28 protein-coding genes and 1 pseudogene are annotated in these 21,724 nt (G+C 71.3%); 6 read left to right on the forward strand and 23 right to left on the reverse strand.

What is annotated here, in order from left to right; translation table 11 throughout:
- Positions 1–208 (reverse strand): hypothetical protein (locus tag AF1_RS34330; RefSeq protein ID WP_157419186.1); only part of this gene is annotated, 208 nt, incomplete at its 3' end.
- A gap of 301 nt (positions 209–509) precedes the next feature.
- On the reverse strand, positions 510–1,355 hold the full coding sequence (locus AF1_RS13640) for a GntR family transcriptional regulator (RefSeq protein ID WP_067797686.1): 846 nt from the start codon (positions 1,353–1,355) through the stop codon (positions 510–512).
- Between the two features lie 198 nt (positions 1,356–1,553).
- Here AF1_RS13640 and AF1_RS37035 point away from each other — a divergent pair.
- From AF1_RS37035 to AF1_RS13655, 4 genes and pseudogenes are all read left to right on the forward strand, one after another.
- Positions 1,554–2,084, forward strand: a pseudogene (locus tag AF1_RS37035) (ATP-binding protein); the annotation flags it as partial.
- A 62-nt stretch (positions 2,085–2,146) separates the two neighbouring features.
- On the forward strand, positions 2,147–2,338 hold the full coding sequence (locus AF1_RS35140) for a hypothetical protein (protein ID WP_165488346.1): 192 nt from the start codon (positions 2,147–2,149) through the stop codon (positions 2,336–2,338).
- Between the two features lie 292 nt (positions 2,339–2,630).
- Complete coding sequence (locus tag AF1_RS35145) at positions 2,631–3,590, forward strand: MvdC/MvdD family ATP grasp protein (protein WP_067797692.1); 960 nt, start codon at positions 2,631–2,633, stop codon at positions 3,588–3,590.
- Positions 3,587–4,711 carry a methyltransferase domain-containing protein gene (locus tag AF1_RS13655; RefSeq protein ID WP_067797695.1) on the forward strand — a complete coding sequence of 375 codons (1,125 nt, stop codon included), beginning with the start codon at positions 3,587–3,589 and terminating at the stop codon, positions 4,709–4,711. Before AF1_RS35145 ends, AF1_RS13655 begins: the two co-directional genes overlap by 4 nt.
- Positions 4,712–4,732: 21 nt before the next feature.
- Here the strand turns inward: AF1_RS13655 and hypE are convergent, their stop codons facing one another.
- The 15 genes from hypE to AF1_RS13725 form a co-directional block, all read right to left on the reverse strand.
- Entirely contained in the window at positions 4,733–5,800 is a 1,068-nt protein-coding gene (hypE, locus tag AF1_RS13660; protein WP_067797698.1) for a hydrogenase expression/formation protein HypE, read from the reverse strand.
- Positions 5,797–6,921, reverse strand: a complete 1,125-nt coding sequence (hypD, locus tag AF1_RS13665) for a hydrogenase formation protein HypD (RefSeq protein ID WP_067797701.1) — start codon at positions 6,919–6,921, stop codon at positions 5,797–5,799. The genes hypE and hypD overlap by 4 nt, the downstream gene beginning before the upstream one ends.
- The gene (locus AF1_RS13670; protein ID WP_067797704.1) at positions 6,921–7,190 is read right to left on the reverse strand and encodes a HypC/HybG/HupF family hydrogenase formation chaperone; all 270 of its coding nucleotides are present in this window, start codon (positions 7,188–7,190) and stop codon (positions 6,921–6,923) included. The genes hypD and AF1_RS13670 overlap by 1 nt, the downstream gene beginning before the upstream one ends.
- Positions 7,190–7,813 carry a D-sedoheptulose-7-phosphate isomerase gene (locus AF1_RS13675; RefSeq protein WP_067797803.1) on the reverse strand — a complete coding sequence of 208 codons (624 nt, stop codon included), beginning with the start codon at positions 7,811–7,813 and terminating at the stop codon, positions 7,190–7,192. Before AF1_RS13675 ends, AF1_RS13670 begins: the two co-directional genes overlap by 1 nt.
- A gap of 5 nt (positions 7,814–7,818) precedes the next feature.
- Positions 7,819–8,022, reverse strand: a complete 204-nt coding sequence (locus AF1_RS13680; protein ID WP_067797708.1) for a HypC/HybG/HupF family hydrogenase formation chaperone — start codon at positions 8,020–8,022, stop codon at positions 7,819–7,821.
- Positions 8,019–8,615 carry a D-sedoheptulose-7-phosphate isomerase gene (locus AF1_RS13685; protein WP_067797711.1) on the reverse strand — a complete coding sequence of 199 codons (597 nt, stop codon included), beginning with the start codon at positions 8,613–8,615 and terminating at the stop codon, positions 8,019–8,021. The genes AF1_RS13680 and AF1_RS13685 overlap by 4 nt, the downstream gene beginning before the upstream one ends.
- Before the next feature lie 112 nt (positions 8,616–8,727).
- Positions 8,728–8,859, reverse strand: coding sequence for a hypothetical protein (locus AF1_RS36340; RefSeq protein WP_255218802.1), 132 nt, complete (start codon positions 8,857–8,859; stop codon positions 8,728–8,730).
- A 24-nt stretch (positions 8,860–8,883) separates the two neighbouring features.
- Positions 8,884–9,624, reverse strand: coding sequence for a hydrogenase maturation protease (locus AF1_RS13690; RefSeq protein ID WP_242608713.1), 741 nt, complete (start codon positions 9,622–9,624; stop codon positions 8,884–8,886).
- A complete protein-coding gene (locus tag AF1_RS13695; RefSeq protein ID WP_067797714.1) occupies positions 9,621–10,592 on the reverse strand; it encodes a hypothetical protein in 972 nt (323 codons plus the stop codon). The genes AF1_RS13690 and AF1_RS13695 overlap by 4 nt, the downstream gene beginning before the upstream one ends.
- On the reverse strand, positions 10,580–11,251 hold the full coding sequence (locus tag AF1_RS13700; RefSeq protein ID WP_067797717.1) for a DUF6084 family protein: 672 nt from the start codon (positions 11,249–11,251) through the stop codon (positions 10,580–10,582). Before AF1_RS13700 ends, AF1_RS13695 begins: the two co-directional genes overlap by 13 nt.
- Complete coding sequence (locus AF1_RS13705; RefSeq protein ID WP_067797720.1) at positions 11,248–11,451, reverse strand: hypothetical protein; 204 nt, start codon at positions 11,449–11,451, stop codon at positions 11,248–11,250. The genes AF1_RS13700 and AF1_RS13705 overlap by 4 nt, the downstream gene beginning before the upstream one ends.
- 9 nt (positions 11,452–11,460) lie before the next feature.
- A complete protein-coding gene (locus AF1_RS13710) occupies positions 11,461–12,081 on the reverse strand; it encodes a DUF5947 family protein (RefSeq protein WP_067797723.1) in 621 nt (206 codons plus the stop codon).
- Positions 12,078–12,587 (reverse strand): hypothetical protein, encoded by a 510-nt coding sequence (locus AF1_RS13715; protein WP_131732503.1) that lies wholly within the window; start codon positions 12,585–12,587, stop codon positions 12,078–12,080. The genes AF1_RS13710 and AF1_RS13715 overlap by 4 nt, the downstream gene beginning before the upstream one ends.
- Entirely contained in the window at positions 12,584–14,356 is a 1,773-nt protein-coding gene (locus tag AF1_RS13720) for a nickel-dependent hydrogenase large subunit (protein ID WP_131732502.1), read from the reverse strand. The genes AF1_RS13715 and AF1_RS13720 overlap by 4 nt, the downstream gene beginning before the upstream one ends.
- Before the next feature lie 61 nt (positions 14,357–14,417).
- Positions 14,418–15,464, reverse strand: a complete 1,047-nt coding sequence (locus AF1_RS13725) for an NADH-quinone oxidoreductase subunit B family protein (RefSeq protein ID WP_067797732.1) — start codon at positions 15,462–15,464, stop codon at positions 14,418–14,420.
- Between the two features lie 181 nt (positions 15,465–15,645).
- Between AF1_RS13725 and AF1_RS13730 the strand changes: the two genes are divergently transcribed.
- Complete coding sequence (locus AF1_RS13730; RefSeq protein WP_067797735.1) at positions 15,646–15,984, forward strand: hydrogenase maturation nickel metallochaperone HypA/HybF; 339 nt, start codon at positions 15,646–15,648, stop codon at positions 15,982–15,984.
- Positions 15,977–16,738 carry a hydrogenase nickel incorporation protein HypB gene (gene hypB / locus AF1_RS13735; protein WP_067797738.1) on the forward strand — a complete coding sequence of 254 codons (762 nt, stop codon included), beginning with the start codon at positions 15,977–15,979 and terminating at the stop codon, positions 16,736–16,738. The genes AF1_RS13730 and hypB overlap by 8 nt, the downstream gene beginning before the upstream one ends.
- A gap of 45 nt (positions 16,739–16,783) precedes the next feature.
- On the opposite strand, the gene AF1_RS13740 is transcribed toward hypB, so the two are convergent.
- The 6 genes from AF1_RS13740 to AF1_RS13765 all read right to left on the reverse strand — a co-directional run bounded on the left by AF1_RS13740 (position 16,784) and on the right by AF1_RS13765 (position 21,627).
- Positions 16,784–17,257, reverse strand: a complete 474-nt coding sequence (locus tag AF1_RS13740) for a ribosomal protein L7/L12 (protein ID WP_067797741.1) — start codon at positions 17,255–17,257, stop codon at positions 16,784–16,786.
- A gap of 68 nt (positions 17,258–17,325) precedes the next feature.
- Entirely contained in the window at positions 17,326–17,898 is a 573-nt protein-coding gene (locus tag AF1_RS13745; RefSeq protein ID WP_067797744.1) for a TIGR03086 family metal-binding protein, read from the reverse strand.
- Positions 17,899–18,027: 129 nt separating this feature from the next.
- Entirely contained in the window at positions 18,028–18,474 is a 447-nt protein-coding gene (locus tag AF1_RS13750; RefSeq protein ID WP_067797747.1) for an ATP-binding protein, read from the reverse strand.
- Between the two features lie 71 nt (positions 18,475–18,545).
- Positions 18,546–19,241, reverse strand: coding sequence for a response regulator transcription factor (locus tag AF1_RS13755; protein ID WP_067797751.1), 696 nt, complete (start codon positions 19,239–19,241; stop codon positions 18,546–18,548).
- Between the two features lie 9 nt (positions 19,242–19,250).
- Complete coding sequence (locus AF1_RS13760) at positions 19,251–20,180, reverse strand: sulfite exporter TauE/SafE family protein (protein ID WP_067797754.1); 930 nt, start codon at positions 20,178–20,180, stop codon at positions 19,251–19,253.
- Between the two features lie 85 nt (positions 20,181–20,265).
- Positions 20,266–21,627 carry a HAMP domain-containing sensor histidine kinase gene (locus tag AF1_RS13765; protein ID WP_207393989.1) on the reverse strand — a complete coding sequence of 454 codons (1,362 nt, stop codon included), beginning with the start codon at positions 21,625–21,627 and terminating at the stop codon, positions 20,266–20,268.
- Positions 21,628–21,724 lie beyond the last annotated feature (97 nt).

Below are 21,724 nucleotides of genomic sequence, written 5' to 3' on the forward strand. Positions count from 1 at the left end.
GGCGGGTCGTCGCCTCTGGGGGCCGCCAGACCGACGACCCGCCGCAGCCCCCGCCGCGCTGACGGCCACGATCGGCGATCTGCTCGGCGACCACCCGCGCGTCACCGACCGCTGCCGCACCCCCGGACCCGACACCGGGCATGGTCACCACGCTCGGCTTGGCCTTCGGGCTGTTCTTCGCCGCCACCCTCACCGTCGTGGCCCGCACCCCAGCCCCTGAGCACACCCACACTCGGCCGCAGGACACCCATAAAGAAAATGCGGCCCCGCGCGGGGCCGCCCTGTCGGCCGTAACCGACCTCGTATGGCTCCAGCACAAGTACGGTCGAGTCTGCCCGTGTTGGCATTGTTGATGTGGTCCGGTGGACGCGGCGGAACGGCACGGTGTGGGCGGTGAAGTACTTCCCGGTCATGTGGAGGGACGAGCCGGACGCCGCTCGTCACCAGGAAACCTGCATGGCGGGTCTGGCAGCGCACCACCCGCAAGTGGCGCGGCGGCCTGGCCCGCTTTACTGGGACGGGGCCACGGGTGGTCCGTCGGGGCCGGCGCTGTGGTGCGGCCAGTGCGCTGACTCGTCCCGCCGCAGCCGGGACACCTCCTCCATGCGGTCGCCGGGAATGATCACTTGGGTTACGTCCACCGCTTTCTCGTCCTTGGCGCTGTAGCTGATGCGGACGATCTCCCACACGGGCAACTCGGCCGGGATGAGAAGCAACCTGGTCTCGTCCGTGGTCGGCATCCGCACACGGCGCCGTTCCAGCCACTCCAGCGGCCCGTGCCCCTCGGCCTCGATCGCGTCGATCCAGGCGCCCGGCCCGGTCCCGTACGGCTCCTCCACCTCCGGGACCTCGGCCGCTATCCGGGGGTGGATCCACGTCGCGGAGATCTGAAAAGCGGGCTCGCCTTCCGGGCCGGTCACCCGCAACCGCCTCATGACCAGGTCACCGACCGGCACGTTGAGCATGTGAGCAAGCCGAGGGTCCGTGATCCGCGCCTTGCCGACCTCCGGCTTGATGTGGTGCACCCACAGCTCGTTCCCCATGGCCGCCGGGAAGCTGTATCCGCCCGCGGACTCCCGGCCGTCCTTCACGTGCCTTGTGTTGCGTTTGACGACGTCGGTCCGCATGACGGTCTTCCGATGCTTGGGACGGACCACGGTGCCCCGGCGCGGGACGGAGACCAGGCGCCCCTCCTTCGCGAGCTTGCCGACCGCACGCGCCACCGCGTTGCGGCTGGCGTCGTAGTGCTTCGCCAGCTTCTCCATCTGCGGCAACGTCTCGCCCGCCCGCCACTCGCCCGCTTCGATCCGGCGCAACAGGTCATCGGCGATCTCGTTATACCGAGCTGACCCCACGTACCCAACCTCTCACGCACCGATTTGTTGAAACTTATTGACAGCCGTCGAGCTTACCTCCAGCATGAGGTCACCGAGATTTGTTGAAGCAAATCCCGGCAGCCTCTGCTCGCCTGCTCGATCATGGAGACGTACCCTGACATGTCGGACATGACGCGCTGGACTGGCCGCCATGAGGGCCGTCCGTCCGCCCAAACTATGCCGGATGCGTCCCGCCGCGGGCTCGGATCGCCGCCACGCCCCCAAGCCTCGAAGGCTCTTTCCCGGCCCGCCCAACCACTCGACCACAAGCCGGGTCCCGAGGTCGTGGCCATCGGATTGGACCTGCTTCTCCTCGCGTCCTCCACCGCTCCGGCCCAGATCCGGACGCTGGTGGGGTTCCGCCTCGCGGATTGGCGGCTGCGCGGCATCACCTATGACGTACAGCTCATCGCAAGCGAACTGGTGACGAACGCGATCAAGAGCACGCCCAACGCCGAGATTCGAGTGAGGCTCACGCGGGAGCGGAACACCGTTCTGCTCGGCGTATGGGATTCCTCGAACGCGATGCCGATCAGCAATGCCTCGGCGGAAGCCTCGCAGGCCGACACCGCCCCCGACCACCGAACGCCGGACGCCGGACATCACGCCGACACACATGGGCGCGGCCTGCCGATCGTCGAGGCGCTGTGGACGCGGCACCACACTCTGGTACCTGGATCTGCTCTCCGACGCGGTCCGCGCCAAGGGGTATCGGTGCGTCAAGCTCTACCAGGCCGACGACCTTCCTCTCCGTCCCCCCGGTGTTGTGGGTGTTCGCATTCGGGCCCAACGGCCACGCCCGCGTCGCCGTCAGCGTCCACGCCGTTCCCGGTGGCGGCTGGGGATACCACCAAGCCGGACGCGGCCGGCAGGGCTACCTCGCTCCCTGCGGCGACACCAAGTACGCCGCCGATCAGGTCGACGCGCTCCTCAAGCACCGCATGTTCCCCGCCACCTGGTGAACCAACGCGCCGACTCCACATGAAAGGAGTTCCACTTGAACGAGAGTCCCCTCGTCAGCCCGCGTGACCGATTCCCCCTCGGGCTCCCGGGACACGTCGTGCCGGTCAGCGCCGAACCTCCGACCGAAACCGGCCGCCCCTGGGGAATGTGCCACGCCGTGTCACCCAGTCCCGTCCAAACCATGGGCAAGCACGAGAAGCCGACCAGCACCAAGAGCGCCCCGAGGCAGACCTCGTACACCGATGACAGCAAGACCAGGTCGGACACCGTGACCGAGACGGTGACGGACTGATGTCCGAACAGACCGTGCTCATGCTTGCTGAGAAAGACGACGCAGAGGCCGTGTACGTATCCAATGCCCTGGACAGACGCGGCGTACGGGGCGCCTGGTTCGACACCGCGTCCTTCCCTCGGGATGCCGACGCGAGTTTCCGGGTGAGGGAGGGAGGCTGGAGCGGCGAGATCACCACGGCCGACGGAAGCCTCCGGCTGGAGGACATCTCGGCGGTGTACTACCGGCAGCCGCAGCCGTTCACCTTCCCCGACACCCTGAGCGAGCCGGAACGGCGCTTCGCCACCGTCGAAGCACGCTTCGGTTTCGGCGGCGTCTTCATGTCCCTGCCAGTCCGTTGGGTGTCGCATCCGGGGCGGCTCGCCGACGCCGAGTACCGGCCGCTCCAGATGGCGACCGCCGCGCGGTGCGGGTTCTCCGTCCCCATGAGCCTGCTCACCAACCGCCCGGATGATGCCCGTGATTTCGCAAGAGCCGGCCGCGCGGTCTACAAGGCGACCATGCATAAACTGATCAGCGAGGACAACCACGTCAAGCTGATCTACACAACGCCGGTTGCCCCGTCCGCGATCGACGAGCGGGTCACCACGACGTTGCATCTGTTTCAGAGCAACATCCCCAAGGTCCACGACGTGCGCTTGATCGCCACGGGTGGTGAACACATGCACGCCGTCGCCATCCACTCCGACACCGAGGCCGGACGTCAGGACTTCCGAGCCGCGTACGACACACTGACGTACAAGAACACGAGCGTCCCGCCAGACGTGGCTCGCGCATGTCATGGCTACCTGAGGGCACTCGGACTGGGCCTCGGCGTTTTCGACTTCGCCGTGACCGGCGACGGTACATGGTGGTTCCTGGAATGCGGGCCTGGCTCTCAGTGGGCTTGGCTGCAAGAGGAGACCGGGGCGCCGATCGCCGACGCCATCGCCGACACGCTCATGGGGGTGGACGCGTGACCTTCGATGACTGGCGGGACCGGGCGGCGGCGCTCGCCGATCGGCTCTGCGAACAGGGCGTCATCACCGATCCGGCTTGGCGTGAGGTCGTCACGTCCGTCCCCCGGCACATGTTCGTACCGGAGTTCCACGACGACACGTTCGGGCTCGTGGGAACCGGCGATCCTCGATGGCCGGAACTGGTCTACAGCGACGACACCCTCGTCACCCAGCGCAAAGAGCACCCCGACCAGCCCGGCTTTCAGTGGTCCACCAGCTCCAGCACGCGGCCGAGCCTCATGCTTCGGATGCTGCACCTTCTGGACGTCAGGCACGGCATGAACGTCCTGGAAATCGGCACCGGTACCGGCTACAACGCGGCGTTGCTGTGCGAGCGGCTCGGTTCGGAGCACGTCACGACCGTGGACATCGACCCCGAGCTGACCGGCGCGGCCCGGGCCCGGCTCGCCGGCGCCGGGTACTCACCAACGGTCGTCACGCGGGACGGTGTACGCGGCTACGCGGAGCGAGCTCCCTACGATCGGGTCATCACGACCGTGGCCACCGAGCGGGTGCCGTATACATGGGTGGAGCAGACCCGGCGGGGCGGCATCGTCCTCGCGGACGTCCGTCCACCGGGCATGACATGGGCCGGTGCGTTGACGCGCCTGACGGTTGCCGAGGACGGGACGGCAAGCGGCCCCCTCCATACCTGCACGTGGGGCTTCATGTCCGCTCGCGCCGACGTAGCGCGCCCCGGCATCCCCCAAGCCTTCGGCATCGACGCGACGAACACCCGTTCCCGGACGAGTGAGGTCGGCGCAGAATCTGTGCACATTTCCGGTCTGTCACTGCTGATCTGGTGGTGCCTCGACGACATCACCGTTTTCCCCGGACCGGACGAGATCCAGATCAGCACGGCGGACGGATCGTGGGCCAAGGTGTCAAAGGCCCTCCCCGCCAGGGTGGAGCACGGCGGGCCGTCCGACATCTGGGCCGAGGTCGAACACGCCCACGCCTGGTGGACCGCCCGAGGACGCCCCGGCGTGGCCGTGTTCGGCCTCACCGTCACCCCCGAAGGCCAGCGCTTCTGGCTCGAAGCCCCGGACGGCGAAACGGTACCTGGGCCGCGCCTCCGGTGATCGGCGGATGGCCCCAAGGGGTCAGCAGATCCGGGGGAGGGGGTCGCCTACCAGGAGGTCGGCTATTCGGGTGCCGCCGAAGGCCGTCTTCAGCAGGACGGTGCCGGGTGGGTCCTCCTTGACGCGGCCGATGACGGCGGCTTCCGCGCCCAACGGGTGATCCCGGAGGGCCGACAGGGCCGCTTCTTCCGCCTCGGGTGCGACCACTATGACCGCCCGGCCCTCGCAGGCCACGTACATCGGGTCTATGCCGAGGAGTTCGCAGGCTCCCCGGACGGCGGGGCGGACGGGGATGGCGTCCTCGTCCACGACCATGGCCAAGCCCGCGTCGGTGGCCAGTTCGTTGAGGACGGTCGCCACGCCGCCCCGCGTCGCGTCCCGCATCCGGCGGACCATCCCGGGGCAGCGGGACTCCAGGTCGGCGAGCAGGCAGTTCAGGGGCGCGGTGTCCGACAGGAGGTCGGCCTCGATGTCGAGTTCGCCGCGCGCCAGCATGATGGTGACGCCGTGTTCGCCGATCGGCCCGGTGACCAGGACCGCGTCACCTGGACGGATCTCGCCTGAGGGCGGGGAGTGCACGACCCCCACGCCGGCCGTGTTGATGTAGCAGCCGTCGGCCTTGCCCCGCTGGACGACCTTGGTGTCGCCGGTCACGATGTCCACCCCGGCGGCCTCGGCGGCCCGGTGCATGGAAGCGGTGATACGGCGCAGGTCGGCGACCGGGAAGCCCTCTTCGAGGATGAAGCCGGCCGACAGGTGCAGGGGTCTCGCGCCGGAGACCGCCAGGTCGTTGACCGTGCCGTTGACGGCGAGGTCGCCGATGTCCCCGCCGGGGAAGAACAGCGGGGACACCACGTAGGAGTCGGTGGTGAAGGCGAGTTCGGCGCCGTTCACCGCGAAGCGGGCCGAGTCGTCCAGGCGGTCCAGGAGCGGATTGGCGAACGCCTCGCGGAAGACCGCCTCGATCAGCGTGTGGGTGGCCTTGCCGCCGGAGCCGTGCGCGAGGGTGATGGTGTCCTCGCGGAGGCGGGCCCTGCTGCCGCGGGCGCGGGCGATGCGTTCGAGGACCTGTTCCTCCCGGATCGTCATCGGGTGGCCTCCTTGACGCGCTCCCGGGTGAAGCGCCCGAAGTTGTAGTAGGCCGCGCAGGCGCCTTCGGACGACACCATGCAGGTGCCGATCGGCGTCTCCGGGGTGCAGGCCGTCCCGAAGACCTTGCACTCCCACGGTTTCAGGACGCCCTTCAGCACCTCGCCGCACTGGCACGCCTTCGGGTCGGCGACCCGTCCCCCCGGGATGTCGAAGATGCGCTCGGCGTCGAAGTCGGCGTACTCGTCCCGGAGGCGCAGCGCGGAGTGCGAGATGAACCCGAGGCCGCGCCACTCGAAGTAGGGGCGCAGTTCCATCGTCTTGGCGATGGCCTCCAGTGCCTTGGTGTTCCCCTCCCACGGGACGACCCGGCCGTACTGGTTCTCGACCTCGGAGCGTCCCGAGGCGAGCTGGGTCAGCAGCATGTGGACGGCCTGCAGCAGGTCGAGCGGCTCGAACCCCGCCACGACGAGCGGCTTGCCGTAGTCGCCGGTGATGAACGAGTACGGACGGCAGCCGATGACCGTCGAGACGTGGCCGGGGCCGAGGAAGCCGTCCAGCCGCAGGTCGGGCGAGTCCAGGATCGCCTTGATCGCCGGGAGGATCGTCACGTGGTTGCAGAAGACCGAGAAGTTGGTGATCCCGGCGGCCCGCGCGCGCAGCACGGTCATCGCGGTGGACGGCGCGGTCGTCTCGAACCCGATCCCCATGAACACGACCCGGCGGGACGGGTTCCGCTCGGCGATCTTCAGGGCGTCCAGCGGCGAGTACACCATCCGGATGTCGGCGCCGGCGGCCTTCGCGTCGAAGAACGAGCCCCTGCCGCCCGGCACCCGCATCATGTCGCCGAACGACGTCAGGATCACCTCCGGCTGGGACGCGATGTGGATCGCGTCGTCCACCCGCCCCATCGGGATCACGCACACCGGGCAGCCGGGGCCGTGCACCAGCGAGATGCTCTCCGGGAGATAGTCCTCAAGCCCGTGCTTGTAGATGGTGTGGGTGTGGCCTCCGCAGACCTCCATGAACTTGTAGTGCCGGCCGGGTTCGCACAGCGACGCGATCGAGGCCGCGAGGGCCCGCGCCTTCTCCGAATCCCGGTACTCGTCGACGAAGCGCATCAGTCGATCCTCGATTCCCGCAGTGCGTCGATCTCGTCGTCGTAGGCGTCGCCGATGCCCTGCAGCATCGTCAGCGTGGCCTGCGCCTCGGCCTCGTCGATCTTGGACATGGCGAAGCCGACATGGATGAGGACCCAGTCGCCGGGGGCGAGCCGCTCCCCGTCCAGCAGGCCGATGTTGACGGCCCGCCGGACGCCGGTGACGTCGACCTTCGCCAGCGGGCGGTCCGGCATGATCTCCACGATCTCGCCCGGTATCGCCAGGCACATCAGAGAGCCTCCTGGGTCAGTTCCCACAGGGCGTGGTAGATCGTCGTCTGCGCCTCCTGGATGCGGTGGACCGACGACGACGGCACGACGAACAGGTGGTGCGGGCCGGGTGTCTCCGCCATCTGCCCGCCGGTGTAGCCGGCGAGCCCGACCGTCACCATCCCGCGCCGCGCCGCCTCCCGCAGCGCGGCGATCAGGTTGTCGGAGTTGCCGCTGGTGGACAGGGCGAGCGCGATGTCGCCCGGACGCCCGAACGCGGCGAGCTGGCGGGCGAACACGACCTCGAAGCCGACGTCGTTGGACAGCGCGGTGACCACCGCGGCGTCGTTCGTCAGTGCCAGCGCGGGCAGCGGTCGCGCGGAGCCGCCCGGGTTGAGGAAGAGGGCGGCGGCGTCCTGCGCGTCCGTCGAGCTGCCGCCGTTGCCGAACGTGAAGAGCCGGCCGCCGGAGCGGAACGCGTCCGCCATCCGCGCGGCGCAGGCGGTGAGGTCCGCGCCGTGTTCCTCCAGGACGGTCTCACGCAGCCGGACGATGTCGCCGACCTTGTCCTTCGTCGAGCGCCGGACGTCCTCCATGAGGGTGTCCAGGTCCGCGCCGCCCGCATGCAGGAACGGGTAGAGCATGTCGGTCACGTCACGACCCCGATCGCCTCCTTGGCGTGGACGAGCACGGTGTCGCCGGGGGCGGCGTCCACCAGTGCCACGCTGACCCGCTCGATCCGCCCGCCCCCGACGTCGGCGTCGGCGAGGCCGCCGTCGAGCAGCCGCACGACGACGGCGGGGACGGCCTCGTCCGAGCAGGTCACGCAGTGGTCGCCCGTGCATCCGGTCACGCCACCACCTCCCGGTTCAGCACTTCCGGCTGCTCCAGGAACACGTGGACCAGTTCCCAGAGCATGTGGTACGCCGTGACGTGCACTTCCTTGACGACGCGCGGGTCCGCGGAGCGGACGGCGACCAGGTGGCCGGCCGCCCCGGCGAGCGCGCCGCCGTCGCCGCCGGTGAGCGCGACCGTGAGCATCCCGAGACCGCGGGCCGTCTCCAGGCCGCGCAGGACGTTGCCGCAGCGGCCGTCCGGCGAGATGCCGAACGCCATGTCGTCGGGGCCGCCGAGGCAGCGGATCTGGTGCGCGAAGACGTCCTCGAATCCGGGACCGGCGCAGATCCCGGTGAGGGTCGCGATGTCGGCGGTGAGCGACAGCGCGGGCAGCGCCCGCTTCCCCACGATCGCCGGGTGGACGAACTCGACCGCGACGTGCTGGGCGTCGGTGGCCGCGGCGCCGTTGCCGAACGTGAACAGCCGTCCGCCGCGGTGGAAGCGCACCGCCATCGCGTGGCACGCGGCGGCGATCACGTCGGCGTCGTCGGCGAGCGCGGCGCCCGGTTCGGCGCGCCGCCGGAAGACCTCGGTCACCGTGCTGGTCATCGGCCACCGCCGAGGCGCGGCGGGACGTCGCCGCCGCGCCCGTTCGGGTGGCCGGCAGGGTGCCGGCCGGCCGTCGTCATGCCCGGCGTCCGATCACCTGTCGGCGGCACCATCACATGGACTCGGACTTGAGGTACCGGCGCATCGCCGGCGTCTCCTTGACGAGCACGATGATCAGGCCGATCACGCACATCGCGGCCATCAGCCGGATCATGCCCGGACCGATGCGGATTCCCTTCTTCATGCCACAACCCCCTTTTGTGTGGTGTTAAGCGAGTTCCTTCTCCAGCAGCCGCTCGATCAGCCGGACGGCCTCGTCGACCGCCGCGCCGACCGGGGCGCTGAGCTCCATTTCCCACGTGGTGTCCGAGGTCCGCGCCGACGGCTCGCACGCGACGAGCAGGACACGCGGCGGGACCGGGCCGCTGTCGCGGGCCAGCCGCAGCACCTGCGCGGGGTCCAGACCGTGCGCGTCCACGGTGCCGCCGAAGCCGCCCGCGTCCGGCTCGATGAGCGAGACGGTGCCGGGCGTGTGGCCGCGGGCCGACGCGTCGACGAGGATCACTGTCCGGTATCCGTCGCCGAGCGCGTACATCAGGTCGATGCCGCGGATGCCGAAGTCGGTGACGTCCACGCCGTCCGGCACCTGCCGCTCCCCCAGCCGCCGGACGACCTCCACCCCGAACCCGTCGTCGCCGTGGAACACGTTGCCGATGCCCGCGACGAGCACTTTGCGGGCCGGTGCGCCTCCCGGCAGCGGCTCGACCTCGTCCGGGCGGACGAAGAACCGGTGGCCGAGCTGGTTGTGGGCGCCGAGCCCCCGGCCGGGGTCGTCGTCGACCGCGACGACCAGGTGCACGCCGCCCTCCATGTCCTCCTCGACCCGCTCGATGGTGGCGGTGCGCCCGAGGAGGGCGAGGTCGAAGATGTCCGCGCCGCCGCGCGGCCGCAGCCGGACCCGGCCGCCCGGCGCCGCCTCCCACCCGCCGATCATCGCCTTGCCGCTCACCACACGTCCCTCCGCGGGTCGCGCATGGTGCCGTGCAGCGCGAGCAGCTCATCGGACGACAGGGCGCCGCACCGCTCCAGGATCTGCCGCGCCTTCGGGTCGGTCGCCGCCATCTCCCGCCGCTCGTCGTCGGTGAGGCCGAGCACGCTGAGGATCAGCAGCCGGTCGATCTCCGTTCCGTCGAACAGGTCGCCGGGGCTCTCCGGCGAGACCTGCGGCCAGTCGTAGAGGACGATCGGCGCCGCGAGCACGGTCTCGTGATCGCCCGGTTCCCCCGCGAGGACCGGCCAGAGCCCGTCGCTCCCGCATCCGGCCGCCGCCTCCGCCAGCCGCTCCGGCGGATCGGCGGACGAGACGAACGCCCCGCCGCCGGTCCGCGCCACGATGTGCGCGCACAGCATCCCGGCCCGGACGGCGTCCTCGCGCTCCTCGGCCTTCCCGCTGTTGACGACCTCGGCCCGGACCCGCACGGCCCCGTCCCCGGCGGGCACGGCCGAGACCTCGATCCGTCCGGCCACCCGCCCCCAGGAGCGGACGAACCGCGCCGTCTCACCGAACTGCTCGACTTCGATGCCGGGCGGGACGGAGACGGGGATGCGGACCGGGTTACGCAGCAGGCGCCCCAGGGAGATACGGCCGCTGAGGATCTCGCGTTCGCGGGCCTCTTGCCAGGTCGTGTACGTTTCCTCGCCCGCGTGGAGTTCGTCCATGGGCGTGTCGCCGTCCATGACCTGGCGGTGCACCGCGTGCAGGAAGCGAAGCGTGACCTCGATGTCGGCGTCACCCGCCGTCTCCAGGAGGAACTCGGCGTGGACCGTCCAGTGGTCGCTGTTCCGCTCCGCGTAGGGGCGCGGGTAGACGCCGCCGATCGTCCAGCGCCGCCGGTTCTTCAGCGACGACCGGCGGTAGGGCCACAGCAGGTAGCCCTCGTAGAGGACCGCGTCCGCGATCGCCCTCACGCGGTCCACTCTTCCTCCTCGCGGTGCGTCTCGGCCCGGCGCAGCAGTTCGTCGACGGTGTCGTCGAACGAGGAGTGGGCGCGGCGGGCGTGGTACGCGGACAGCCGGCCGAAGCAGGCGTCGTCCAGGCGGAGCCAGCGGGCCGCGCCGTAGTAGCGCTCCATCAGGTCCCGCCACGCCTGGACGGGCAGGGCGCCGGTCGCCTCGTGGTGCCACGGGATCTGCCCGGTGCGCAGCGCGCCGTCCTCGCCCGGGTAGAACACCGTGCCGTTGAAGACGAGGTCGAGCGGGACGTCGCCGCCGCCGAGCGCGTGCAGGTAGCGGTCGGCCGCGACCTGCATGTCATGTCCGCACGGCAGGGAGAGGACGGTCTCCGTCCCGCCGCGGAACGTCGGCACGGTGGCGCCGACGCGCGCCCACATCAGCCCGCGCAGCGACCTGTCCCACATGTCCGGTGTGCCGAACACGCCGGTGAGCCGGTCGCGCTCGGCGTCGTCGTAGTCCCGGCGCGCCGCCGCGATCGTCACGGTCGTGGTGAGCAGGACGCACTGGACGGGCCCGCCGTCCAGCCGGCGCAGCCCGATCCGCAGGTTCAGCGTCGGTGTCGCCGCGAACGTCTCGGCCTCGATCCCGAGCAGGTCGAGGCCGAGTTCCGGTGTACCGCTCATGCCGGTGACAGGTTCGGCATCGAGTCGAGGATCGGCTCGCGGTGCGACGGGTTGATCCCGGTGGAGCGGCGCTGGGTCGACCTGCCGTCCGGGAGGTGGCCCGGCTGCTTCTCGTAGTTGCCGGTGCCGTTGCCCTCGGGGACGCCGCGGGTGTGCGACGGCTTGTCGGGTGACACATCCGGTTTGCCGACTTTGATCATTTCTCCCCCTCATCTCCTCGAAGCCCGCATGTCCGCGAAGAACGTGCCGATGTGCTCCCAGACGGCGTCGCCGCCGGCGAAGCCGGTCCAGTGCTCGCGCAGCAGGGCGGTGAGCCGGTAGCAGTCGTCGACCGGGAGGATCCAGTGCTCGGCCGCGCCCCGCGCCCGGTGGACGACCAGCGCCTCCACGTCGGGACGCAGTTCCGCCAGCACGGGGTTGGCCTCGGTCAGGCGCCGCCAGCTGTCGGCGTGCACGGACGCGCGCAACGCGCCGGCCGGGCTCGGGTAGCGGGCGGTCACCTCGCCCGAGCCGGACACGGAGAAGAACGCCAGGTCCACCGGGACTCCGAGGCCGGCCCACAGCGAGCCGTCCAGCCGGAAACCGAGCAGTTCGCGGCGTTCGTCCGGGACGAGCCGGTAGTGCCGCCCGCCCGCCGCGTTGCCGTCGAACAGGACGGTGCACGCCCCGCACGTGCACATCAGATCGCCCTCCTCCAGGTCGAGCAGGTGCCGGTGGACGTCGCGCAGAGGCTCCGCGCACAGGTCGCACCGGCCGGCCGGCCCGGCCGGCGGTGGCGGCCGCCGGCGGGCCAGCGCCGCCAGCCGCGGGGTGGACAGCGCGGACGTCATGCCCGGCCCCGCACCTGGTCGAGTGTGATCAGCACCGGCTCCGGCGCGGGCGCGCCGGCCTCCACCCGGTCGAGTTCCGGCGCCGCCGCCCTGACCGCCTGTTCCACCGCCTCCAGCACCGGACGGGGCGGGCCGGCGCGGCCCTCGGTCGCGACCGTCAGCCGCGCCGTCCCGCCCGAGACACCGGCGAACTCCACGGACGTGCGGTGCTTGCCGAGGAATCCGTCCAGTGCGCCGAGCGCCCGCCGCACCCGCGCCTCCGCCGTCTCCGGATGCAGGCCGTGCAGGAGCAGCAGATGCCGGATCAGCTCGTCCCCGGTCAGCGCGGAGGTGATCCCCGCGTCCGCGGCGAGCCGCACGACCCGGCCGAGGGCCTCCCCGTACAGCTCCACCAGCGCCTGGACGGCCAGGGCCCCCGCCGGGTCCAGCCGCCCGAGCAGCCTCTCCAGGTCCTGGACGTGCTCGCGCACGCGCTCGTCGTCCCAGTCCATGTGCGCTGCGCTCATGCGCCCTGCTCGCCGAACATCGGCGAGTGCCGCCGCTCGATCGTGCGGCCGCCGCCGACGTACATGTGGACGCCGCACGGCAGGCACGGGTCGAAGCTGCGGACGGTCCGCATGATGTCGATGCCCTTGAAGTCGTCCGGCCCGTTCTCCTCGAAGAGGGGCATCTCCTGGACGGCGTCCTCGTACGGGCCGGGCGTGCCGTAGGAGTCGCGCGGGCTGGCGTTCCACGGCGTCGGCGGGTACGGATGGTAGTTGGCGATCTTGTGGTCGCGGATGACGAGATGGTGCGACAGGACGCCGCGGACCGCCTCGTGGAACCCGGCGCCGATCGCCTCCTCGGGGACCTCGAAGTCGGTGAACACCTTCGTCCGCCCGGCCCGCACCTCGTCGAGGGCCTTCTCGGCGAAGAACAGCGCCATCCCGGCCGCGTAGGCGATGAAGTACGCGCGGGCCCGGTCGCGCTCGATCGTGTTGGCGTACTGCGGCGGCCTCCACTCCAGGTTGACCTCCGGCATGCCGGGCGTCTTCGGCAGGTCGATCTGGACGCTGTGCCCGGTGGACCGGACGTACGGGGTGTCCACCTCACCGGCCAGCGCGGTCGCCCACAGCCGGGCGAGCGGCCCGCCGCCGGTGTCGAGCGCGAGATGCTCACCGGTTTCGGGGTGCAGCCACCGCGGGCTCATCACCCAGCTGTAGTTACCGCCGTCCAGGTCGCGCTTCTGCGGGTGCGGCAGCGTCGTCTGGTTCCACGGGTGCCGCTGGTCGACGGGGTTGCCGAGCGGGTCCTGCCGGACGAACGTCTCGTCGTTGACCCAGTCGTCGTAGTACGAGCTGCCCAGCAGGATGCGCATGCCGAGGTTGATGTCGACAAGGTCGGTCGTGAGCAGCCGGCCGTCCACAACGATGCCGGGCGTGACGAACGCGGCCCGCCCCCACTCGGACATGTGCCGGTAGTCGTAGTCGCAGACGTTCGGGTCCTGGAACGCGCTCCAGCAGCCGAGCAGCGTCCGGCGCCGTCCCACCTGGTCGTAGCCGGGCAGCGCCTCCAGGAAGAAGTCGAAGATGTCGTCGTTCATCGCGACGGCGCGCTTGACGAAGTCGAGGCAGCGGGTCAGCCGGACGAGGTAGTCGGTGAACACCTGCGGCGTCGCGACCGTCCCCACGCCCCCCGGGTACAGCGTGGACGGGTGGACGTGGCGTCCCTCCATCAGGCAGCACATCTCGCGGGTGATGCGGCTCATTTCGAGGGCCTGCTTGTAGACCGAGCCCTCGAACGGGTTGAACGCCGTCATGATGTCGGCGATCGTCTTGAAGCCGTGCAGCGAGCCGCGCGGCGCCTCGGTGGTCTTCGCCGTCGCCAGCAGGCCCGGGTTCGTCTCGGCGACCATCCGCTCGCAGAAGTCGACGAACACGAGGTTGTCCTGGAACAGCGTGTGGTCGAACATGTACTCGGCGGCTTCGCCGAGGTTGATGATCCACTCGGCGAGCGGCGGTGGTTTGATCCCGTACGCCATGTTCTGTGCGTAGATCGAGCAGGTCGCGTGGTTGTCCCCGCAGATGCCGCAGATGCGGCTGGTGATGAAGTGCGCGTCACGCGGGTCCTTGCCCTTCATGAACACGCTGTAGCCGCGGAAGATGGACGAGGTGCTCCGGCACTCCGCCACCTGCTTGTTCGCGAAGTCGATCTTTGTGTAGATGCCGAGGTTGCCGACGATCCGGGTGATCGGGTCGAACGCGACCTCGACGAGACCCCCCTTCGTGGGCTTCATGTCGCTTCTTGTCCGGGTGCCCTGCTTCATTCGCGCGGCCTTTCGGTAACGGGCTTCCAGATCAGGTGTGCGGCCAGCGGGGCTGGTAGCCGCTGGTCAGCCTGTCCCGGTTGTGGCGCCACTTCGGTTCCCTGTTGGCGCTCCTGTTGGTGATCGACCGCATCGTCCGGATGAACGGCCCATAGGACTTCAGCAGCGTGGAGGACATGCTCGAACCGGGCGGCTCGTCCATGAACGGCATGAACCTGTCCGGGAAGCCGGGCATCGTGCAGCCGATGCAGATACCGCCCACGTTGGGGCAGCCGCCGACACCGTCCATCCAGCCCCGCTTGGTGACGTTGCAGTTCACCACCGGGCCCCAGCAGCCGATCTTCACCTGGCACTTCGGCGAGTTGTAGTCGAACGCGAAATCGGCCTGCTCGTAGTAGGCGGCGCGGTCACAGCCCTCGTGGACGGTCTTGCCGAACAGCCACGTCGGGCGGAGCTTGTCGTCCAGCGGGATCACCGGCGCCTGCCCGGCCGCCTGGTGCAGCACCCACAGCAGCGTCTCCATGAAGTTGTCCGGCTGGACGGGGCAGCCGGGCACGTTCACGATCGGCAGGCCGCCGGCGGAGCGGAAGTCCCAGCCGAGGTAGTCGGCGAGGCCCATGCAGCCGGTCGGGTTGCCCGCCATCGCGTGGATGCCGCCGTAGGTCGCGCACGTGCCCGCCGCGACGACCGCCCAGGCCTTCGGCGCGAGCCGGTCGATCCACTCGTTCAACGTGACGGGCTCGCCGGTCTCGGGATCGTTGCCCAGGGACGTCCAGTAGCCGTCCCCGTTGATGTTCTCGTTCGGGATCGAGCCCTCGACGACGAAGATGAACGGGTCGAGTTCGCCGCGCGCCGCCTGCCGGAACGCCTCCACGAACTCGTCACCGTTCTCGTAGGCGAGCACCTTGTTGTGCAGGTGGACCTTCGGCAGCCCCGGTATCGCGCCGAGGACGACGTCCTCGATGCTCGGCAGCGAGGCCGCGGTCACCGAGACCGTGTCCCCGTCACAGCTCATTCCCTCCGACGTCCACAGAATGTGGATCTCGTCCGTCAGCGGCTCCGCCGTGGCGCTCACCATGCGATTCCCTCCCTCGGCCGGCAGAGATCATTACCAATTCGGCCTGCCCTGCGAGATGACCGCGAAACACCGCCGGAAAACCCGTCGGCCAAGTTCCCGTATTTGGTAAACACATCGTTTGAACAGGGAAGATCAGGGCACCGGAACAGCGCCGGGGCAACGGAAACGGGACGGAGGACGCGTGCACGAATTGGCCGTAACGGAGAGCGTCATAGCCGCGATTTCTACGCAATTGCCCGATTCGCGGGTGGCGGTCGTCCACCTGGAAATAGGGAGACTTTCCGGAGTCATGCCGGACGCGGTGCGATTCTGCTTCGCACTCGCCGGGGAGGGGACGTGCGTGGAGGGCGCCCGGCTCGACATCACCCAGCCCGAGGGGGTGGGCGACTGCGCGAACTGCGGGACCTCGTTCCCGGCGCGCGACCCGCTCGCCGTGTGCCCCTGCGGCAGCGCCGACGTGACGATCAGCGGCGGCGCCGACCTGATGATCAAGGCGGTGGAGGTCGCCGACGATGTGTGAGACCTGCGGCTGCGATGCCGGAACCGGTGCCGGGGGCACGGCGCGCCTGACGACGCTGCCGGCACCGGACCACGAGCACGGGCACGGGCACGGGCACGGGCATACCGTGACGCTGGACCAGAAGGTCCTGGCCCACAACGACGATCTGGCCGGACGGAACCGGGCCTGGCTCGGCGAGCGCGGCATCGTCGCGCTCAACGTGATGAGCTCGCCGGGCTCGGGCAAGACGACGCTGCTGGAGCGGACGGCCGCCGACCTGAGCGCGGGCAGCCCGATCTCGGTGATCGAGGGCGATCAGGAGACGCTGCTGGACGCGCGGCGCCTCAGCGCCGCCGGGGCCCGGACCGTCCAGGTCAACACGGGCACCGGCTGCCATCTCGACGCGACGATGGTGGCGCGGGCGCTGGCCGCGCTGGAGCCGCCGGACGGCTCGACGGTGTTCGTCGAGAACGTCGGCAACCTCGTCTGCCCGGCGCTGTTCGACCTCGGCGAGCGGGCCCGGGTGGTGCTGATGTCGGTCACCGAGGGCGCCGACAAGCCGCTGAAGTACCCGCACATGTTCCGCGGCGCGGACGTCCTGCTGCTCAACAAGATCGACCTGCTGCCGCACGTCGACTTCGACATGACCGCCTGCCGGGACGCGGCCCGCCGCCTGCGCCCCGGCCTGCGCGTCCTGCCGGTGTCGGCCACCCGCGGCGACGGCCTCGCCGCCTGGTACGACTGGCTGGCGGAGACCCGGCGTGCCCCCACTTGATCGGGGGTCGCGCGGGAGCCGGAGGATGCGCCCGCCGCGGCGGTCCTAGCGGATGGCCTCGACGAACCGCGCCGCCTCGTCGCGCCGCATCCCCGTCTCCGCGCAGACCAGCGCGATGGCCGACTCGTGGTCACCGGAGTACTTGAAGGCCCGGACCCGGTCCGACAGCACCGCGTGCCCGCCGGGGGGCGGCGCGTGGACGCGGCCCTCCCGGAGCGCGTGGACATAGTCCTTGGCGGCCTGCAGCCCGAGCTCCGTCTCCACGCGGACCATCTTGATCGCCGGTTTCACCTTGCCCTCAGCGATCATCGCGCGGGCGCGGGCCTGTACCTCCGGCGGCACCCGCCGGGCGAAGATCTCGCCCTTCATCCCGTCCACGTACTCCTTGGCCTCGGCGAGCCCCGCGCCCGTGACCTCCCGGACCAGCTTGATCGCCTGGATGTACCGCTGCTCGGCGACCAGCTCGGCCACACGGGCGTGCGCCTCGGGGAGCAGGTACTGGACGGACGAAGATTTCACCGGGTCACTCCTCTGTCCGGGGGGATGGACGCAACGATTCTCGCCGACCCGCCACGGGGGCGCATCTCTCAGCGCAGGGGGCGGCGGCCGAGGAGGGCGACGAGCCGGTCACCGGGCGCGGCGTCCGGTGCCGGTTCCACGGGATCGGCGAACAGCGGGCGGCGCGGCGGGCCGGGCATCACCAGCGGGCAGATCGCCAGCAGGTCGCTCGCCAGCAGCGGCGGGACGGGCCGCCCCTCCCCCGTGGCCTGCGAGATGTCCCAGCCGTGGACGGCGACCTCGATCGCGCCGGCCCCGAGCATCAGCTCACCCGGCAGCCGCCGGTCCCCGACCGTCACCGTCTTGAGAGCGGCGGACGCCCTCAGCAGGCGGACGGCCCGCACCCGCAGCGCCGACACGGGATCGTCCGGCGGCGGACCCGGTTGCGTCTCGACGCGTCCGGCGCGCAGGCCCTCGTGCAGCGCGGCCAGCGAGTCGCCGAGGTGCAGCAGGAGCATGGCGAGGTCCCATGACGCGCACGGCGTGCGGTGCGCGAGCGTGCGGGGCGTGACCGGCTGGACGGCCGTCAACGCGAAGCCGACCGCCCGGTCCAGCAGCCTGCCGCCGATCGCGGTCTGCGGCGCACGCGTCCGCTCGTCCATTCGGCCTCCCGCCGGGTGATGGGCCTTCGATGTGCGGACCGCCATCGCACCGGAAAGTCATCGGGCGGGGCCGGGCCCTTCGCGGCCGGGCGCGGGCTCACCGCGTGGGTGGGCCGGGCCGCTGGGACCTCACTCCCGCGTCACGTCGGCATACGAGTCGAACCGGGCGCGGACGATCGTGCCGTGGAGGTCCCGGTGGATGCTGACATGGTCGGCGAGCATGCGGACCAGCATCAGGCCCCGGCCGCGGATCGAGCTGGGCGCGACGGACCTGCTTCCCAGCATGAGGTCGGAGATGCGTCCGCCGTCGCTGACCTCGATGACGAGGCTGCCGTTCTCACGCCAGTAGGACAGGAGCCCGGCCCCGCCGCCGTGCTCGATGGAGTTGGCGGTCAGCTCGCTGACGACGAGTTCGACGTCCTGGACGCGGTCCTCGCCCATCCCGGCCGCGGTGGCGTACTGGACGATCAGCGCCCTGGCCACCTTCAGCGTGCCGATGTCGAAGGGCAGCCGGCGCATCTCGATGAACGGCTCGCGGGCATGCTTGTCGTCGGCCCGCTCCCCGTTGCCGGCCATTCCCCGTCCCTTCGGTCCCCAACGTGTCACCCGGGGGCTTTCCCTGGACACGGCGGATTAGACGATACGGGCTACGGATCGCGCGTGAACCCGAGCCTGTAGCCGACTCCGAGCACGGTCTCGATGACGGCGTGCCCGGCCGGGCCGAGCTTTTGGCGCAGGTTCTTCACGTGCGAGTCGATCGTCCGCTCGTAGCCGGCGAACTCGTAGCCGCGGACTCGGTTGACCAGCTCGTACCGGGAGTAGACGCGGCCGGGCACGGCGGCGAGCGTGGTGAGGATCCCCCACTCGGTCGGGGTGAGGTCGAGCGGCACGCCGTCCAGGACGGCCTCGTGCCGCGTCTCGTCCACCCGCAGCCGCCCGCCGCCGTAGCGGGCGGCGCCCGCCGGGCGGTCCGCGCCGCCCTCCATCCGGTTCAGGACGGCCTGGACGCGCAGGACCACCTCGGTCGGGCTGAACGGCTTGGTCACGTAGTCGTCGGCGCCCGACTCCAGCCCGCGGATGCGGTCCTCGACCGCGCTGCGGGCGGTGAGCACCACCACCGGGATCCCGCCGTCGGCACGGGCGGCGCGCAGCACCTCCATGCCGTCGACGTCGGGCAGCCCGAGGTCGAGGACCACCAGCCGGACGGCGTGCTCGGAGATGAGCCGGATCGCCTCCGCCCCTGACCCGGTCGTGACCACGACGTGGCCCGCGCGTTCCAGATAGCGGCGGAGCAGATCACGGATCTCCTTCTCGTCCTCGACGACCAGCACGCCTTCGGCCATGCCCCATCCCTACGACCGCTGTTCGGCGCTTTCCAGGGGCGAACGTCCCGAGGCGTCTTGAGCGCGCTCCGCGGCCAGGGCCCGCGAGCGCACCCGGTACGCCAGGAGCGCCGCGCCCGCCAGCAGGAGCACGCCGAGGCCGGCCCAGCCGCCGGGCGTGCCGAACAGGGCGTGCCGGACTCCGGCCGGTGCCTGCGCGGTCAGCACGAACGCGGCCATGACCAGGACGAACCAGCCGAACGCGTCGCGGAGCCGCTGCGGGTCGATCCGTCCGGCGAGCCGGGAACCGGCGAACCCGCCCACCACCGCCACGGCGGTGACGGCCAGGGTGAGCGGCCAGTCCAGGGAGACGCTGTACAGGTAGCCCGCGAGGCCGGCGACCGACTTCATCGCGATGACCACCAGGGACGTGCCGACGGCGACGGGCATCGACAGGCCGCCGAGCAGCACCAGGGCCGGGACGACGAGGAACCCGCCGCCGGCGCCGACCAGCCCGGTCACCAGCCCGACCGTGACGCCCTCGGCGAGGATCCGCAGGATGGGACGCTCTCCCGACGTGTGGCCGGCGCCCTCGGCCGGGGCGGGCCGGCGGCGCAGCATCGCCAGCGCGGTCACCACCATCATCACGGCGAACGCGACCAGCAGGACCCCGCCGGGGATGTAGGCGCCGAGCCGTCCGCCGAGGTAGGCGCCGACCATCCCGGCGGCGCCGAACAGCAGGGCGGTGCGCCAGCGGACCCGGCCGGCACGGGCGTGCGGCAGGACGCCGGCCAGCGCTGTCGCGGCCACCACGAACAGGGACATGGCGATGGCCTGCTTGGGCTCCACTCCCGCCAGGTAGACGAGCAGCGGGACGGTGAGGATCGAGCCTCCGCCGCCGAGCAGCCCCAGTGAGATCCCGACGGCCAGCGCGCCGGCCAGGGTGAGCGCGAGCGTCATTCCTTCTCCCTCTTTATGCCTGATATACCCCATGGGGTATCTGCCCGTCACGGTACCGGCAGCGGAGGAGGTTTGACAAATACCCCTAGGGGTACATGGCGGCGCGCGGCAGGCGGACCGTGAAGACCGTGCCGCCGCCCTCTCCCGGCGCGACGGCCACCGTGCCGCCGTGCGCGCTGACCAGCTCACGGACGACGGCCAGGCCGATGCCCGAGCCGGCCACCCCGCGCCCGGACGTGCCGCGCCACAGCCGCTCGAAGACGTGCGAGCGCTCGGCGTCCGGAATCCCCGGCCCGGTGTCGGCCACCTCGATCACGGCGTCGGCGCCCTCGCCCCGGACGCGCACCGTCACCGTGTCGCCCGGACGGCAGTAGCGGACGGCGTTGGACAGCAGGTTGCCCAGCGCCTGGTGAATCCGGTCGGCGTCGGCGCGGATCACCACCCCGTCCGCCAGGTCGGCCCGGACGGTGATCCCGGCGGCGTCGAGCGGGGCGGCGTGCGCCGCGATCGCCTCGCGCGCCACGGCGCCGGCATCGACATCGGCCAGGTGCAGCGACAGGGCGGCCGACTCGGCCGCCGACAGCTCGGCGAGGTCACCGACGATCCGGCCGAGCCGGAGGGCCTGATCGTGCAGGGCGGCCAGGCGGGCGGGGTCCGGTTCGGCGAGCCCGTCCCGGAGTTCCTCAAGGCCCGCCTGGAGCCCCGTCAGCGGGGTGCGCAGCTCATGCGCGACGTCGGCGGCGAGCCGCCGGCGGCCGAGTTCGGCGCGGTTCAGCTCGTCGGCCATCCGGTCGAACGCGGTGGCCAGCTCGCCCAGCTCCCCGGGTCCGCTCACCCGGGCGCGCGCCGACCGGTCCCCCGCCGCCAGCGCCCGCGCGGCGGCGGCGAGGCGCACCAGCGGCCGGGTGATGCGGCGGGACACATACCAGCTCACCGCCGCCGCCACGGCCACCGCACCGGCGGCGGACGGCAGGATCCAGGACCAGGCGACGTTCCGCCCGGACGTGGCCGCCGGGGAGCCGAACGCCAGCCGCACCGCGCCGACCGCCGTCCCACCGGCCGTGACCGTCCTGGTCACCGTGCCCGCGGCTGCCACGGGACCATGACCGCCCGGACGCCCCGGGCCCGTGCCCGCGGGGGACGCGACGATCCGCCCCCGCGCGTCCAGGACGAACAGCCTCGCCCCCGCGGCCGTGGCGAGCACCCGCGCCTGCCGCAGGTCGGCGCCCGCCCAGCCGCCCGCCGCCGTGTAGGCGTCGCCCGCCTCGGCGGCGACCCGCGCGGCCGTCCGGTCACGCTCGGACTGGCGCGCCGCGACCAGGCCCCGGTCGGAGCCGATCAGCGCCGCCGCCGTCAGCACCGCGGTCGAGGCCAGCGCCACCAGCAGGAACGCGGCGAACAACTGCGGCCCCAACGCCGCCGCGCCGCTCTGTCTCCCGCGTGCCATATGTCCTGGATACATCGCGGCGTCCCGCGCCGGACAGGGACCAACGGCCGGGTCTCCGGATCTCCACACGGACTCCACACGGCCCACATCCCGCCTG

The sequence above is a fragment of the Actinomadura formosensis NBRC 14204 genome (assembly GCF_001552155.1).
In the GTDB taxonomy this organism is placed as follows: domain Bacteria; phylum Actinomycetota; class Actinomycetes; order Streptosporangiales; family Streptosporangiaceae; genus Spirillospora; species Spirillospora formosensis.